Origin of the sequence: Paenibacillus sp. FSL R10-2771, from assembly GCF_038000205.1 — a bacterium.
In the GTDB taxonomy this organism is placed as follows: Bacteria; Bacillota; Bacilli; order Paenibacillales; family Paenibacillaceae; genus Paenibacillus_AQ; species Paenibacillus_AQ phytohabitans.
Genome location: NZ_JBBOBM010000001.1, coordinates 3,658,175 through 3,671,527 on the forward strand (window position 1 = coordinate 3,658,175; position 13,353 = coordinate 3,671,527).

A 13,353-nucleotide genomic window follows, 5' to 3' on the forward strand; every position below is an offset into this window, starting at 1 on the left:
CTGCATAAATTGATAACAAGCTCTGCCCATGTCCTAAGCTATGAAGAGGTGATGCTACTAATGATTAACTTTACAATACGGCGGTTCTTCCGGGGTTCAGCTCCATTCCTATCAGGGGCGGCTGCGATCCTGCTCGCTATAGCGATCGTCCTGGCACCGGAATCGTCATTCAAGGCTTCCCTTGCGGGACTGAAGCTCTGGTGGACCCTTGTCTTCCCGGCACTGCTGCCATTCCTGATCCTGTCAGAGATGCTGACCGCTTCAGGGTTCGTGCATGGCATCGGCGTCCTGCTGGAGCCGCTGATGAAACGCCTGTTCCGGCTTCCCGGAGCAGGCGGCTGGACGCTTGTGCTCGGAATCACCGCCGGCTTCCCGGCCGGAGCCGGAGCGGTAATGCAGCTGCATAAGCAGGGGGACATCACGGACAAGGATGCCGGACGTCTGGCCTCCATGGTCCATTATGCCAGCCCGGTTACACTGCTTATTGTCGTCGGCACCGCTTTTCTCCACAGTCCGGCAGCCGGATATGCCCTGCTTGCCATTCACTGGCTGTCAGGCCTTGCCGCCGGATGGCTATCCGCTCTCTTCAGCGGAACGCGGAAGAATAGCGGGGCCGCCGCCACTGTCAGCAGACTGCCCGGCAGAGGCCCGCACGCCAAAAAAGCATCCTTGCCCGGGCGAATCCATCAGGCGGCACTGGATGCCCGTGCCAGAGACGGACGGGGCTTCGGCAAGGTGCTCGGCGAATCTGTATCCGCCGCCGTCCAGAATCTGATGATCGTAGGCGGCTATATGATCATGTTCGCTGTAGTTATTAACATCATCACCAGGCTGCTGCCGCAGCTCCCGTCCCCGCTGGCTTCCGGAGTGTTTGAGATTCACCTCGGCGCCCATGCGTTAACCTCGGATTCTGCCAGCCCTGGAGGGTTCTTGTCCGGCAGTCTTCTCGGTCCCGCTTTGCTGTCAGCTCTGCTTGCCTGGAGCGGAATCTGCGCACAGCTTCAGGCGCTGACGGTGCTTAAACCGGCTAATGTCCGCTTTCTCCCGTTTGCTGCAGTCCGGTTATTGCATGGACTAACCGCCTTTGCACTAACCTTCCTGCTATGGAAGCCGCTCGTAAGTATCCGCGCCGCTGTACTTCCGGTCTTCACCGGTACCGGTTCAGGCAGTCTGGAACCCGGCTTGGGCACTGCAACCAGAATATGGAGCTTGTTCCCTCAGATCCTTAGTCTGCAGGGACTAATACTCCTGCTCCTGTTAAGCTTATCAGTGGCTCTAAAGCTTTTTACTTGGCGCCGCCATCCATCCGCTTGAACTTAAGCTTCATAGCCTGTTCCACTTCAGGCGTTACAAAATCCGAGACATTCCCGCCAAAGTGGGCAATTTCCTTAACCACACTTGAGCTAAGATAGGAATATCTCGGATTGGTCATCATAAATATCGTTTCCGCTTCGGGATCCAGATTATGATTAATGGATGCATTCTGCAGCTCATACTCAAAGTCCGTGACCGTACGGATTCCCCGGACAATCACCTGTGCATCCTTTTGCCGGACATAATTAACGAGCAGATCACGGAAGCTGTCGACCTCTACATTCGGGATGTCCGCTGTAGCCTGGCGCAGAAGCTCTGTGCGCTCCTCGACTGAAAATAACGGATTCTTACTTAAATTGTTCAGCACCGCCACAATCAGCCTGTCGAACTGTTTCGCTGCACGATGAATAATATCCATATGCCCCAGGGTTACCGGATCAAAGGTTCCGGGATAGATTGCCACACGCTCTTTTCTAATTTGCAGACTCATCATTAACCTCCTCGCCACTGACGGCAACTTCCTGCAGAGCAGCTTCATACTGATAGATTGAGATCGTAGTCTCCCCATATACGGATTGCCGTGTCCTGCTGAATCCCGGTATATTCTCCGGATATTCATAACCCGATTCATGCTCAAGCACAATTACGGCATCAGGCTTCAGCAGATTCTTGGCTGCCATCGTCATCATAAGCTCATCCCCGTGCTTCAGACGATACGGAGGGTCCAGAAATACAAGGTCAAACGCTCTCCCCCGCTTCTCCAGCGCAGCCAGTGCTCTTCCGGCATCATTGCGGTAGACTTCGGCCTGCGCCTCCACCTTGGCTGCCTTGAGATTCGCCCGCACAGTGTCGAGCGCCTTCTGCTCCATATCCACAAATACGGCTGCTTCCATCCCTCTGCTCAAGGCCTCAATCCCAAGTCCCCCGGTACCGGCATACAGATCCAACGCCGTTCCGCCTTCAAAATAAGGACCGATCATACTGAATAAGGCTTCCTTCACTTTATCGGTTGTAGGCCGGGTGCCCTTGCCTGGAACACTCTTAAGCGGCCTGCCCTTTGCAGTGCCCGATATTACTCTCAACGATCATCCACCTGCTTTTATGTCTCTATTTATTATGCCGTTTCAGGGCATAAGTCCAAGCCTATAGTACCACAATTATTCCGTGAAATAAAAAGATTGTCCGACTTTGTCACAATGCGCTGTTCAGAAGTTTTGGAGAACGGATGTATAAAAGTCCGGCAACCGGGCCATCCTGTAACTATCGACATCGCAAAATGTCGTAGACAACCGCGGAGCAGGCTTACGTTTCCCCATAAGCTCTTCGTCCGGTTTCTCCTCTCCCATGAAAGAGGCTCCCGAAAGGGAGCCTCGATTTTTTTGTGTTGGGAAACCTATACAAAAAGAAAAGCCCGGCACCATGCAGTGCCGGACTAAGAAAATTTATTTAATTCTTTTAATGAGCGCCTCTTGCTCAATCGAGCGTGCCGAGAGGAGTTCGATAATCCGATGCTGATTCTCCAGAATGGACTCCATCCGGATTACCCGTTCATTGGTATACAATACCGCACGTTTAATCAATTCCTGATCCTGCTTCACTATTTGCACTTCTTGCTTCAAGCCGGTCTGTTCAGTCTCAATCCGTTCCAAGCGCTCATTCACAGGCTCTAATTCTTCACGAATGACGGATCTTAACAACTTTGCCAGATCATTATCCATGCGCCCGCTCCTTAAAACTTAATAAATAGATTGTACCAGAACCAAGCTTCTTATTCTACCTGCTCTGCTTCAAAATCCACTGCCCCATATCTTTAATCACCTGCTCATCGACCATACCCGGGACATTATATTCATCCGGTGTTCCTGCCCCCGCTCCTTCATAACCTACGAAGAAATGATTCAGGCCCGGATACAGCTTGAACTCTGCCAAGCTATTATTCTTCAGAACATCCTTCCAGAGCGGATAATCCACGTCCGCATAGACCTGGAAATCATCGCTTCCCTGCATAACAAGCACAGGTTTGGTCAGTTTCCGGCCCAGCTCGGCGGTACTGTGCTGATCCATTTCCTTAAAGTAATAGGCAGCTGCACCAAACACAGCCGGAGCTGCTTTGGCCTGCTCGTCTGTCAGTGCCGGCAGCGCCTTGGCTTTGGCCAGCTCCGCATTCACGCTGGAAGCGGCCTCTGCCTTAGCCGGGATAGCATCATCCAGCCTGGAGATCACTCTCATATTCTGGTCGTAGATAATCTCCCACAAGCTTCGCGGTGAGCCAGCAAGCAGGATTAACCCGGCGAAGTTACCGCCATCCGCATCGATTCTCGGGCCCAGCATCCCGCCCAGGCTGTGCCCGGCAAGATATACCTGCGCAGCATCCAGACGCTTGTCCTTCTTAAGCAGAGCTGCCGCTGCAATGGCATCTTCAACCGTTTCTTCCTTAACGGTAACCGATGCGGCAGCACTACCCATGAATTCCTGCGGATAGCTGTAGCCCCGCTTGTCATAACGCAGAACTGCAATTCCCTGCTCTGCAAGGCCATATGCGATGTCACGGAAGGGCTTGTACGCATATGCCGCTTCATTAAGATCAGAGATACCCGATCCGTGCACCAGTACTATAGAAGGCAAAGGCTTGCCGCTAGCTTTGGGGAGTGTCAGAATGCCCTTAAGCGGATGTGAGGTCCCTGCTCCTACTGTAACCGCTTCTTCGGTAACACCTGCCGGCAGAGCCAGCTCCGGCGCTGCTTGCGGATCTTCGTACGGAGCAAACCATAGTCCCTGAATCTGGCCACTGCTGTTAACTGTAAGCGTCACCGTGAGCTTTCCATGTGCAAATACAGCGGTACCGGACAGAGAATACCGCCCATTGTCACGGCTGCTTTTCAGTGAACCGACCTTACCATACTCTCCATAAGCAGCAGTAAAGCCCTCCCAGACCTGCTGAAGTTTGAGACTCGACAAGTTATTCCGCACCTCTGTACTGAAGAACCGGTCTGATAATGCTTCATACTGGCCGGAGGCAAGCAGCTTCATTACTGACTCGGTATAATTCTGCGGTGTGCTTACTTCTGCCTGGGCGGAGCCCGGACCGGGCTTGGTGATATAGCCGATCTCATCCAGCAGCGGCAACGGCACATAGATACGATTGTTCTTCAGAACAGCTGCACCTTCAATTGTAAGTGTATCCTTTCCATTTAGGATAAACTGACCGCCTCCCAGCTTCATCAAGAGCTCTATACCGCTGAGTTTGATTTGCAGACTGGAGCTCTCTTTTATGTAAGCCGTCTGAAACCCCAAAGCTTCCCCCGCCTTACGGACAGGCACCATGATCATTGTACCCTCCAGATATGGCGCCTCGGCTGCAGGGAACTTCAATACTTCACCGTTCACACTCAGAGTTACTTTGTTATCCGCTGCCTGCGCTACCCGCGGTGTGACAAAGCCCGCAGATAACAGCAGAGAGCAGGCCAGCATGGACAACAAGAATCGTCTTGGTCTTCTCATTGATTACAACTCCCTTCAATAATCACATCCTTTTGTTTATACGGGGCGTTTGGCAGATAGTTACATAATTCACAAACTTATCTTCCGCCATTCAAGTCCTGTGATAAGCGCACCATATCCCTGCAATGTATGCCATTTTCATATATGATCTCCGCGTAGTGTCTGGTGAAAAAATCAAAATCTATGCCAACGATCCGAAAGCCGCATTTTTGATATAACGCCAGCTGCCCCACACTTGAATTCCCCGTCCCCAGTTCAATAGTTGTATAGCCCGTTTGCTTCGCCGTCTCAATAGCCTGCTGCACCAGCATCTTGCCGATCCCTTTGCCCTGATGCTCTTCAGCAACCGCCACATTCACCAGCTCGGCTGTATCCGGCCGGGTAGGCAGCAGCACATACACACCCAATACCTCCTCATCCTGGACAGCAATATAGCAGTCTCCACTAGTGAGGTAGTTCTTCACCAATGATTCGGACGGATCGGCGGACAGCAGCAAATCCATCGGCGGCAATTCGCCGGGCAGCAATTTCCTGATATCCATACATGCCTCCTTGTTCTGAAACATCAAATCCTGTATATCAACCAGCGTAAATTCAAATTCTGCCCGATTCTTTCAATAAAATAAAATCATGGCCGCGCCGGGTCATCTTCATTCCGGCAGTCCGGACGGTTACAGTGCCATTGCCAGCTCTCAGGAAGCTCACATTCTCCACCATCCGGCTGTCCACAAGCTCCTCCATAATATCGGCATACGCCCCGGCCTCCAGCCCCATTTCATCCTGACCGACCGGCTTGTCCAGTTCAATCCGCTTAAGTATGGCATAGACCAATTCCTTCTCTTCCATGAAGCACCTCTTTCATAACTGCACTGATTGCCATGAAGACAATGACTACTATTATCGCATATTTCTGCCAGACATAGCTAATCAGAAAAAAAAGCGCAGTCCCAAGGCCTTTGCCCGGGACTGCGCTGATTGACGTTAAGGTCTAGTAGAAGCAGGCACTCAGAATAATAACCAGCAGGATATAAAGTACCAGAATCGCACCGGTTGAAGTCCAAGGACTTACCGGAACCACATTAACGCCGCCTACATTACCACCATATCCGCAATCTGCACCCATGAGATTACCTCCTTCAAAATGATGACTACAGAACAGAATATGAGCAGAATGCCTTAACAGATTGGGCGAAACGGTCAAAATTTGGGGGTATGTACAAGGGCATCCTGCCCGCCCGGTCAGCTGGGCCGGACAGGATGCATGAATCAGCAGATTAATCGGAAACAAGAATTCCGTCAAAGCTCTCAGGACCTACACGGACCGTACCGAGAAGGTTAGAGGTGATGAATGCCGTATAAGTCAGTTGCGGAGTAACTGGAGGATTGAAATCATCCGCAGAGAACGTAATAACCTGTGGAGCCAACACACTAAGGCTGAAAGTTGAGGTGGCAGAATACACAAGCGGATCCGTGGGCAAAGTTCCTCTTACAATACTAATAGTGACACCAACCAGTGCAAGCGGAAGCGACACAGATACCGTACCTTTAAGAATTACACGCGGATTCGTCGTTACACCTTGAGTGATAAGACCAATCTGCCCAAATAGCTGGGGAGCATTGATAACCAGAATCGGTATTGCAATAGAGTTGGCAGTACTGGCATTCTGCGAAGTTCTTCCATCAATATAAGTTCCCATATCAAGCACCTCCTTTCTTCATATACAGTGTATTAACAAGTCCCCGGGAATGCTTGGATATATCGCCAATGCACATCTCCCCATATCAAGAGCAGCCTGCTTAGTCTTCCTTGGTAGTCCCACCACGCTTGTTAAACGCCAGTTCAAACAATCCTGTCGCCGACAATCCCGCAAGCCCGCCTGCCCATAAACGCAGAATAAGGTTCATGTCTGTAAAAGGATAGGCTACAGCTCCGACCAGCAGACCAATACCCAGTCCCACTGCGGGAACAACGTTGCGCGGAAGATTCACACTGTTCTTCACCAGTTGAACCAGTGCCATCACAAAGACGGCCAACAGCGAAGCAAACGCCAGCACATTGTTAAGCGCATCGTTGTACATAAGTTCTACACCTCCTTCCTGGTAACCAGCAGTCCGGCCCTGTTCAGCACCGTCAATATCCGGTAGAAATCATAGCTTCCTCCCGTAGGGGTATCGAGTAATCCCGCTGCCACCGCTGCCTGAACCGCCGGCTCTGCCCAGGCAGGTATACTGACTGCAGCACGGCCTTCTATTGCGGTAACCCTTTCTGCTACTCCTTTAATTGCCTGTCCCTGTTCCAGAACACCTGTTTTGAGTGTATCCCGGCTCACTGTAAGTCCTGCCAGCAATACCCGCATCTCCTGAAGCTCCGTTTCCAGAGTCGCAAGCCTTTGTTTATCTTCAGCCGACATCTCCTCATCCTCCTTCAGCTCATCGTATTGATACAAGTTATAAGCATCCATAATCTGAATCAGCTTTGACGCGTAGTTCGGATCGGTCGCATACCCTGCAGCGGCAATCTCCCTGGCAGCCGTTCTGCCGTCCGCTCCAATCACCTTGCTGTATAAGTCCCGGTTCCAGGATACGCCCTGGGCAATCAGCGCAGAATGGTCGGCCACAGACTCACCCCAGTTATTGTAGGCTCTGAAAAGCGCAGATACCTGCACAGCTTGGCCGTTCCTATATTCCGTAGTCCGGATTGATAAGCTTCCGGCGGGTCCGCTGCCTTTGATGCCAAACAGATTATTAGCCTTCACGGTCAGGCTGCTGTTCCCCCAGCCGGATTCCAGCGCGGCCTGGGCAATTGTCAGGGAAGCCGCAATATGACTGCGCTGCATATCAGCCACGGCAAAGGAGACCATTCGGGAGATAAACTCAGAATCCGTCATTTCATCACATCCCTTCCTACTATATTAAATGCTCGTTCAGTTATGCTGCCTGTGCTTATCCCTGATACTTCAAGGTCATTTATGCAAGAAGCGCCGGAGCTCCCGCTCCGGCGCTTCTTTAAGTTATTCGTCCGGTTAGCTTCAGCTAAAATACGCTGAGGATAATAACCAGCAAGATAAACAGTACCAAAATGGTAGCAGCAGATGTTCCAATACCGCAATAGCCGTAACCAGCCACATTCTCTCCCATTACAATTCCTCCCTCAGCCTGTGCCGTCGTATTTGTCTTTCCTTAGCATCATATGCCTGAGGTCCTGAAAAAACTGGGCTGATGCACAATATGGTAATTATAAGCAAAAAAAGTATTGTGAATTCTTCCACCGTAGCGTAAACTAGTAATAATTAACTATATCGGAGGGACTAATTTACTATGCCTTCATATTATTTCAAGGAGTTCTGGACACCGCTGAGTTGGATAGGTATTAAGTTTTTCCGGGATGACGAAGGATTTCTATGGGTTAAATGGTGGTCTAAGCCACGCAAGAGATTACGCTGACTTCGTTAGATACATATCTGCATATAGTTCTCTATAACCAGAATGCCAAATAACCTCTCTCTGTCATTTGACGGAGAAAGGTTATTTGCTGTGATGAATATGCGTTGGAGAACTTAAGAAGCCGCCTCAAAAGTAATCCGGTTCTTTCCGCTCCGCTTGGAAATGTATAATGCTTCATCCGCCAGCCGCAGGGTTTCAACAGTGTCGCTGCCCCCGTCCGGTGTCCATACTGCCGCGCCTACACTACAGCCGACATGCAGATTCTCGCCTCTGATCACAATGGGCAGATTGATTTTACTGATAATCCGTGAAGCCACAATTTCTGCCTCCTTCATAGGTTTGCCGGCAGAAGTATTAAGAATAATAACGAACTCATCCCCGCCCAGCCGGGCTACGATTTCATTATCACGTGTACAGTCCATCAGTCTGAAGGCTACCTCCTGCAGCAAGGCGTCGCCGATTGCATGGCCGAAGGTATCATTTACTTTTTTGAAGCCGTCCAGATCAAGGTATAAGAAACTAAGCGTTGTGCGGTTCTGCTTGGCTTTGCTGACCGCATGGGCCAGAAATTCATCCAGCGCTGCCCGGTTGGGCAAGCCCGTAAGCTTGTCATGCAGCGCCATGTCCGACATGTAGCTCAGCTTGTTCTCTGTCTTGGTCAGATTATTCACCAGGTTGCGCAGTGACGCAGACAGAATCGCCACATCCTTGAACCGGGTCGAGGATGGAATCTCCACATCAGCACCGGAGCTGAGCAGATCGGCTGTACGGGTAATGTTCCTCAGCGGACGGCTGATCCATCCGGCCAGCAGCCAGCCGATAACCGCGAAGACAGCTGCGGTAACCAGTCCGCTGATCAGAATAAAGCGCTCAAGCTGATGCACCGAGGCAAAGGCAATATCCGCTGGCTGGCGGATAATGACCGACCAGCCCAGCCCGGGATAATTCAGATAGCCGTCCCCGTAGGCATAGCCGGTCAGATAGGAGTCCTGATTCCGCTCCTGTTCAATAATCCATGAACTATTACCGCTGCGGGCTTTCTGCAGCACTTCATTCGGCATTCTTTTGCCGACGAGTGCCTCGGGACCGAGAAGGATCGTGTCACCTTTCCTGCTGACTACAAACACTTGCACGCCCTTCAGGCGCTCCTTGAGCGGAGTCACAATGGAAGCCTCGACTTCACGCGACCACTCCCAGCTGAGGTGTGCAGCCAGTACACCGCTTGTCCGGCCTTGCTTGTCAGTAACCGGCACACTCACATCCACAAACTGCAAGGCTTCGCCGGTAGGATTGGGAAGCAGCTTGGAGAGCAGCACCGCATCATGTACATCACCGGTGAAGGTCCCCTTCAGGCCTTCCTGAAACACCGGCCTCTGGCTAATATTCGTACCCTGAAGTATATGATCTGTGGAAGAAAGGACATTCCCTTTATTATCGAGGAAACCCACCCAGGTGAACACCGGCAGACTCTTCTTCAGCTGATCGAGCAATCCGCTGACCTCTGAGGAGTCAACCGGCTCCTGAAATGCATTAAGCTTGCTTAATACCTCCACTTCTCCGGAACGCGACCACATGAAATGATCAAGCTTCTCAGACATTTGGTAGGCTTCTTCCGCCAGAGAGCTGCCAATGCTGACCTCTACGGACTGTGTAGACCGGTTGCCGATAACATAGCTGAGCAATGCCGTTAACAGGATGATAATGACCGCAAAAGCCGTTGAAAATAACGTACGCAAATTTAAAGACATTCACATTCTCCTCTTCGGAAGACCTTTTCATAGCACCGACCGCCGAGGTTGCCTGGTAGCTCACTCTATGTCGAAAAGGGTCGATAATTATTTATCGGAAGGAATAAGCGGAAATATAATACAGCTTCCGGCAGACTTGCGGATTTCCTTAATTTAGCTCATAGGTTGTATCAATATTGTGCTGAGTTTCGCGGATGATAGTGTTTACATTTTGGCATTATAGTATAATCTGCCCTGTAGCACATGCCACCTTAAGGAGTGATTGATGATGACAGAACAATTTGAGATGTATGATGATCCGTTCAAGATGCTTATTCTGCTGGCAACGCTTATATCGGAGAAACAGGGGACCGAACTGAAATTTGAGCATGTTCCTTCTTATGAGAATGAGGTTTTTGCCATTGAACACCAGAGATTCCTCTACAAAAAAGACGGCACGGAAATTACCTGGTTTGAGTTCCTGGGCAGAGATATCGCCTCTTCCAGCGATCTGACCCGTTCCCAGTACAACAAAATGTTCGTAGACTGCATGGCTTCACTCTATAGCCTCTAATTCTTCTCTAAGTTACATAAAGGCAGCTCCAACAAACACTGCAGCCCTGCCGTCCCGTTCCGGGGCGGCAGTTCCTTTATTGCTCACTTAACCAGGTATATAGCAACCATTCGTCCAGACCCTCCGCTTATCCCACCTTGGCTCCCATCGAGCGGGCCAGCAGCACAGCCTGCTCCACATCCAGCCGTACCCCTTTAAGATCAAGACTCTTCAGGTCAATCCCCTCCAGCTTGGCACCCTGCAGATCCGCTCCTGCAAGCTGGCACTGCGCAAGCTGTACACGGCTTAAGTCGGCACCGCGCAGATCCGCTTTTTGCAAATTGCAGCCCTGCATATCCGCTTCGGCGAACCGGATGCCCCGCAGATCCTGCCTGCTGAGATTCAGATGTCGCAGATTCGTATAAGCCCAGTCCCCTCCGGTGAGAGTAATCCCATCCATATAGGCATTCGCGAAATCGGAACCAATCATCTTACAATTCTCGAACTTCGACACAAACAGATTCGCCCCGGTAAACTTGCAATTGGTAAAAGCCCCGTCTCTATGCAGTGAAGCATTCAGCAGCGCACCGGTAAAATCACAATTCACAAACCGGCAGCCGCTGGAGGTCATTTCTTCCATGGAAGCCCCTCTGAACGAGCAGTGTTCAAAGGTGCAACCGTTCATCTCTCCATCCTGCATATTGGCATAGTCAAAATTTTGATTCTGAAAAATTTCATTGTGGTACTGATACATAATGTTTTGACCCCTCTTCTTATGGGTATTGAATCTAAAGTTCTGAATACCGGATTATAATTTATTTTTAAATATACTACTTTAGGAGATTGTCCAAGTGTAGCCGTTTCGATATAATAGCAAATAAACTCGCGGAGGTAAATGATGGATGACTCCAGCAGAAAAGAACCGTTCCGTTATGTTATGAACCAGCCCATCGATTGCTGGCTTGAAATCCCGGCCAGTAATAACGGGCCCGGAGCCGGAAAATTGACGGAAGGCATCCTGCTAGACCTTAGCCGTTCCGGCTGTAAGGTACGTACTTCTCTGAACCTCCGTTTCACTGCAGGCGATACGAAGCTGATTATACATTTCCAGCTGGCGGAAGAGAAGCTTCAGTATGAAGGAAGTGTCCGCTGGGGCTGGATGTTCGGCCTTGGACAGTTCCAGTACGGGGTAAGACTTGATCTGCAGGAAGCCGAGGAAGAACAGCTGCTGCGGGAGCTGGAGATCTGGACCCACGGCAGAAGGGCTCAAGGATTGTAGCTGTAATTTGCACAAAAACGAAAGCAAGGCTGACATCGTCAGCCTTGCTTTCTCGTTGATTAGACATATTCGCAGGGCAGCTCCCTATGCGATCAAACTTCAATTCTTTTTTTCACCATTACAACCATTGAATAGATCAGTATAATAGCAACTACAAATTCGAACAGAAGCGGCCATTGATTCGTAGAGAGGTATCTGATCGTTACTCCGCTGTCTGGCCGCAGATTATTCTCGTAAATCTCAAAATTAAAGGTATTGTCCAGACCAATGAAATAGCTGTCGAACATAAACTTTTCAAGATAGGCTATACCATTCTGCAGAAGTGTGAGGATCACAATCCCTATCCATACTCTCCCCTTGAAGCGAAAGCTTAATGCTACAGTAATAGAGAACATAACCATAATCATCATGAAACCAACTGACCACATAAACTGCAATAAACATCTTAAGCCAACTGACACTATATTATCCGGCAGGAAATCCAGCGGGTAGATCAGCTGGTAAATGCCAAAATGCACCAGACCGAGAGCAATCACCGTCAAGATTAGCAGTAGCGCAAACAGCAACGGTGACATGACCGTCTGCAGGGCAGTAACCGGGATAAGCCGCCGCTGGTAAGACTTCAGATTCCGGAAATAACTGAATACAGCTATAAATACAAGCGCCAATGTAAGTATAAAGTAGATAACCAGATTCAGCGAAATTAGTTGTTCATTGACCTTAGTGCTGGATATCCAAATCGCAGGCTGAACCAGCAGAGCAATAACAATAAAGACGAGGATCCGTTCCCTTCTGCGTCTCAGGTCATATTTTAACAGCTTCAGCATTCGGCAAACACCTCTCTGAACAGCTCATCTATACTTTTTCCGCGCTCGAGTCTGAGCTCTTCCACTTCGCGCTGGAGAACGATCTCCCCGTTTTTCAAGAAAATAACCTCGTCAAAAATCCGTTCGATATCGTTCACCAGGTGTGTAGAGATCAGAATACTGCTGTCTTCCTCATAGAACTCCATCAGCGCATTGAGAATTTTGGTCCGTGCTACAGGGTCGACACCGCCGATTGGCTCATCCAGCATGTAGAGTCTGGCCCGGCGCGACAGCGCAAGGGTGAGCTGGAGACGTTCGTTCATCCCTTTGGATAACGTCCGGACCTTATCCTGTACTCTGAGATTCATGAAATCGAGCATCCGCTGTGCTTTGGCCTGATCGAAGTCCGGGTAGAAATCTCGCTGGAACTTCAACGCATCCCCCACATTCATCCAAGACTCCGTAACGGGAACATCAGGCATGAAGGATACAAGCTTCCGGCTCTCCACCCCAATGGGAACACCGAGGACTGAAATCCGGCCTGAGCCCGGCTGTGCCAATCCTGCGATCAGCTTCATGAGGGTGCTTTTGCCGCTGCCGTTGCTGCCGAGCAGTCCGGTAATTCTGCCTGCGCCCAGTGTAAAGGAGACATTGCCCAGCGCTTGTTTGGAGCCGAACTTCTTGGTCACGCCCTGTACTTCAAGTAACTCATCCACTCTTGGTAATCCC

At 50.3% G+C, this 13,353-nt stretch carries 18 protein-coding genes; 3 read left to right on the forward strand and 15 right to left on the reverse strand.

What is annotated here, in order from left to right; all coding sequences use genetic code 11:
- Window positions 1-60 precede the first annotated feature (60 nt).
- Window positions 61-1,314, forward strand: a complete 1,254-nt coding sequence (locus tag NSU14_RS15715) for a nucleoside recognition domain-containing protein (RefSeq protein ID WP_340946094.1) — start codon at window positions 61-63, stop codon at window positions 1,312-1,314.
- Here the strand turns inward: NSU14_RS15715 and coaD are convergent.
- The 12 genes from coaD to NSU14_RS15775 all read right to left on the reverse strand — a co-directional run bounded on the left by coaD (window position 1,286) and on the right by NSU14_RS15775 (window position 10,007).
- Window positions 1,286-1,804 carry a pantetheine-phosphate adenylyltransferase gene (gene coaD / locus NSU14_RS15720; RefSeq protein ID WP_144026102.1) on the reverse strand — a complete coding sequence of 173 codons (519 nt, stop codon included), beginning with the start codon at window positions 1,802-1,804 and terminating at the stop codon, window positions 1,286-1,288. The genes NSU14_RS15715 and coaD overlap by 29 nt on opposite strands.
- Entirely contained in the window at window positions 1,788-2,396 is a 609-nt protein-coding gene (rsmD, locus tag NSU14_RS15725; RefSeq protein WP_042136912.1) for a 16S rRNA (guanine(966)-N(2))-methyltransferase RsmD, read from the reverse strand. The genes coaD and rsmD overlap by 17 nt, the downstream gene beginning before the upstream one ends.
- 360 nt (window positions 2,397-2,756) lie before the next feature.
- On the reverse strand, window positions 2,757-3,032 hold the full coding sequence (locus NSU14_RS15730) for a hypothetical protein (RefSeq protein ID WP_340946098.1): 276 nt from the start codon (window positions 3,030-3,032) through the stop codon (window positions 2,757-2,759).
- Between the two features lie 55 nt (window positions 3,033-3,087).
- A complete protein-coding gene (locus tag NSU14_RS15735) occupies window positions 3,088-4,815 on the reverse strand; it encodes an alpha/beta fold hydrolase (RefSeq protein ID WP_340946101.1) in 1,728 nt (575 codons plus the stop codon).
- A gap of 77 nt (window positions 4,816-4,892) precedes the next feature.
- Window positions 4,893-5,357: a GNAT family N-acetyltransferase gene (locus NSU14_RS15740; protein WP_340946104.1), complete on the reverse strand. Its 465-nt coding sequence runs from the start codon at window positions 5,355-5,357 to the stop codon at window positions 4,893-4,895.
- Between the two features lie 52 nt (window positions 5,358-5,409).
- Window positions 5,410-5,661 carry a hypothetical protein gene (locus NSU14_RS15745; protein ID WP_042136908.1) on the reverse strand — a complete coding sequence of 84 codons (252 nt, stop codon included), beginning with the start codon at window positions 5,659-5,661 and terminating at the stop codon, window positions 5,410-5,412.
- A 142-nt stretch (window positions 5,662-5,803) separates the two neighbouring features.
- Window positions 5,804-5,938, reverse strand: a complete 135-nt coding sequence (locus NSU14_RS15750; RefSeq protein WP_099052468.1) for a sporulation protein YjcZ — start codon at window positions 5,936-5,938, stop codon at window positions 5,804-5,806.
- A 151-nt stretch (window positions 5,939-6,089) separates the two neighbouring features.
- On the reverse strand, window positions 6,090-6,512 hold the full coding sequence (locus NSU14_RS15755; RefSeq protein ID WP_340946106.1) for a hypothetical protein: 423 nt from the start codon (window positions 6,510-6,512) through the stop codon (window positions 6,090-6,092).
- Between the two features lie 100 nt (window positions 6,513-6,612).
- Window positions 6,613-6,894 (reverse strand): holin, encoded by a 282-nt coding sequence (locus tag NSU14_RS15760; RefSeq protein WP_039305999.1) that lies wholly within the window; start codon window positions 6,892-6,894, stop codon window positions 6,613-6,615.
- A gap of 5 nt (window positions 6,895-6,899) precedes the next feature.
- Window positions 6,900-7,703, reverse strand: a complete 804-nt coding sequence (locus NSU14_RS15765; RefSeq protein ID WP_336100544.1) for a glycoside hydrolase family 73 protein — start codon at window positions 7,701-7,703, stop codon at window positions 6,900-6,902.
- 145 nt (window positions 7,704-7,848) lie between these two features.
- Window positions 7,849-7,953: a sporulation protein YjcZ gene (locus NSU14_RS15770; protein WP_200905976.1), complete on the reverse strand. Its 105-nt coding sequence runs from the start codon at window positions 7,951-7,953 to the stop codon at window positions 7,849-7,851.
- Between the two features lie 419 nt (window positions 7,954-8,372).
- Window positions 8,373-10,007 carry a sensor domain-containing diguanylate cyclase gene (locus tag NSU14_RS15775; protein WP_340946115.1) on the reverse strand — a complete coding sequence of 545 codons (1,635 nt, stop codon included), beginning with the start codon at window positions 10,005-10,007 and terminating at the stop codon, window positions 8,373-8,375.
- A gap of 265 nt (window positions 10,008-10,272) precedes the next feature.
- On the opposite strand from NSU14_RS15775, the gene NSU14_RS15780 reads away from it, so the two are divergent.
- Window positions 10,273-10,560 carry a hypothetical protein gene (locus NSU14_RS15780; protein ID WP_231637862.1) on the forward strand — a complete coding sequence of 96 codons (288 nt, stop codon included), beginning with the start codon at window positions 10,273-10,275 and terminating at the stop codon, window positions 10,558-10,560.
- Window positions 10,561-10,687: 127 nt separating this feature from the next.
- Here the strand turns inward: NSU14_RS15780 and NSU14_RS15785 are convergent, their stop codons facing one another.
- A complete protein-coding gene (locus NSU14_RS15785) occupies window positions 10,688-11,293 on the reverse strand; it encodes a pentapeptide repeat-containing protein (RefSeq protein WP_340946117.1) in 606 nt (201 codons plus the stop codon).
- Between the two features lie 141 nt (window positions 11,294-11,434).
- Here NSU14_RS15785 and NSU14_RS15790 point away from each other — a divergent pair, with 141 nt between their 5' ends.
- Window positions 11,435-11,818 carry a PilZ domain-containing protein gene (locus NSU14_RS15790; RefSeq protein WP_231575371.1) on the forward strand — a complete coding sequence of 128 codons (384 nt, stop codon included), beginning with the start codon at window positions 11,435-11,437 and terminating at the stop codon, window positions 11,816-11,818.
- A gap of 92 nt (window positions 11,819-11,910) precedes the next feature.
- On the opposite strand, the gene NSU14_RS15795 is transcribed toward NSU14_RS15790, so the two are convergent.
- A complete protein-coding gene (locus NSU14_RS15795; protein ID WP_042136896.1) occupies window positions 11,911-12,645 on the reverse strand; it encodes a hypothetical protein in 735 nt (244 codons plus the stop codon).
- Entirely contained in the window at window positions 12,639-13,340 is a 702-nt protein-coding gene (locus NSU14_RS15800; RefSeq protein WP_042136895.1) for an ABC transporter ATP-binding protein, read from the reverse strand. Before NSU14_RS15800 ends, NSU14_RS15795 begins: the two co-directional genes overlap by 7 nt.
- Window positions 13,341-13,353 lie beyond the last annotated feature (13 nt).

What these genes read in the sequence shown, in the direction of transcription:
- NSU14_RS15715 (WP_340946094.1), top strand. Translation starts at nt 61, where the DNA reads ATGATTAACTTTACAATACGGCGGTTCTTCCGGGGTTCAGCTCCATTC.
- coaD (WP_144026102.1), bottom strand. Translation starts at nt 1,804, where the DNA reads ATGAGTCTGCAAATTAGAAAAGAGCGTGTGGCAATCTATCCCGGAACC.
- NSU14_RS15730 (WP_340946098.1), bottom strand. Translation starts at nt 3,032, where the DNA reads ATGGATAATGATCTGGCAAAGTTGTTAAGATCCGTCATTCGTGAAGAA.
- NSU14_RS15735 (WP_340946101.1), bottom strand. Translation starts at nt 4,815, where the DNA reads ATGAGAAGACCAAGACGATTCTTGTTGTCCATGCTGGCCTGCTCTCTG.
- NSU14_RS15740 (WP_340946104.1), bottom strand. Translation starts at nt 5,357, where the DNA reads ATGGATATCAGGAAATTGCTGCCCGGCGAATTGCCGCCGATGGATTTG.
- NSU14_RS15745 (WP_042136908.1), bottom strand. Translation starts at nt 5,661, where the DNA reads ATGGAAGAGAAGGAATTGGTCTATGCCATACTTAAGCGGATTGAACTG.
- NSU14_RS15750 (WP_099052468.1), bottom strand. Translation starts at nt 5,938, where the DNA reads ATGGGTGCAGATTGCGGATATGGTGGTAATGTAGGCGGCGTTAATGTG.
- NSU14_RS15755 (WP_340946106.1), bottom strand. Translation starts at nt 6,512, where the DNA reads ATGGGAACTTATATTGATGGAAGAACTTCGCAGAATGCCAGTACTGCC.
- NSU14_RS15760 (WP_039305999.1), bottom strand. Translation starts at nt 6,894, where the DNA reads ATGTACAACGATGCGCTTAACAATGTGCTGGCGTTTGCTTCGCTGTTG.
- NSU14_RS15765 (WP_336100544.1), bottom strand. Translation starts at nt 7,703, where the DNA reads ATGACGGATTCTGAGTTTATCTCCCGAATGGTCTCCTTTGCCGTGGCT.
- NSU14_RS15770 (WP_200905976.1), bottom strand. Translation starts at nt 7,953, where the DNA reads ATGGGAGAGAATGTGGCTGGTTACGGCTATTGCGGTATTGGAACATCT.
- NSU14_RS15775 (WP_340946115.1), bottom strand. Translation starts at nt 10,007, where the DNA reads ATGTCTTTAAATTTGCGTACGTTATTTTCAACGGCTTTTGCGGTCATT.
- NSU14_RS15780 (WP_231637862.1), top strand. Translation starts at nt 10,273, where the DNA reads ATGATGACAGAACAATTTGAGATGTATGATGATCCGTTCAAGATGCTT.
- NSU14_RS15785 (WP_340946117.1), bottom strand. Translation starts at nt 11,293, where the DNA reads ATGTATCAGTACCACAATGAAATTTTTCAGAATCAAAATTTTGACTAT.
- NSU14_RS15790 (WP_231575371.1), top strand. Translation starts at nt 11,435, where the DNA reads ATGATGGATGACTCCAGCAGAAAAGAACCGTTCCGTTATGTTATGAAC.
- NSU14_RS15795 (WP_042136896.1), bottom strand. Translation starts at nt 12,645, where the DNA reads ATGCTGAAGCTGTTAAAATATGACCTGAGACGCAGAAGGGAACGGATC.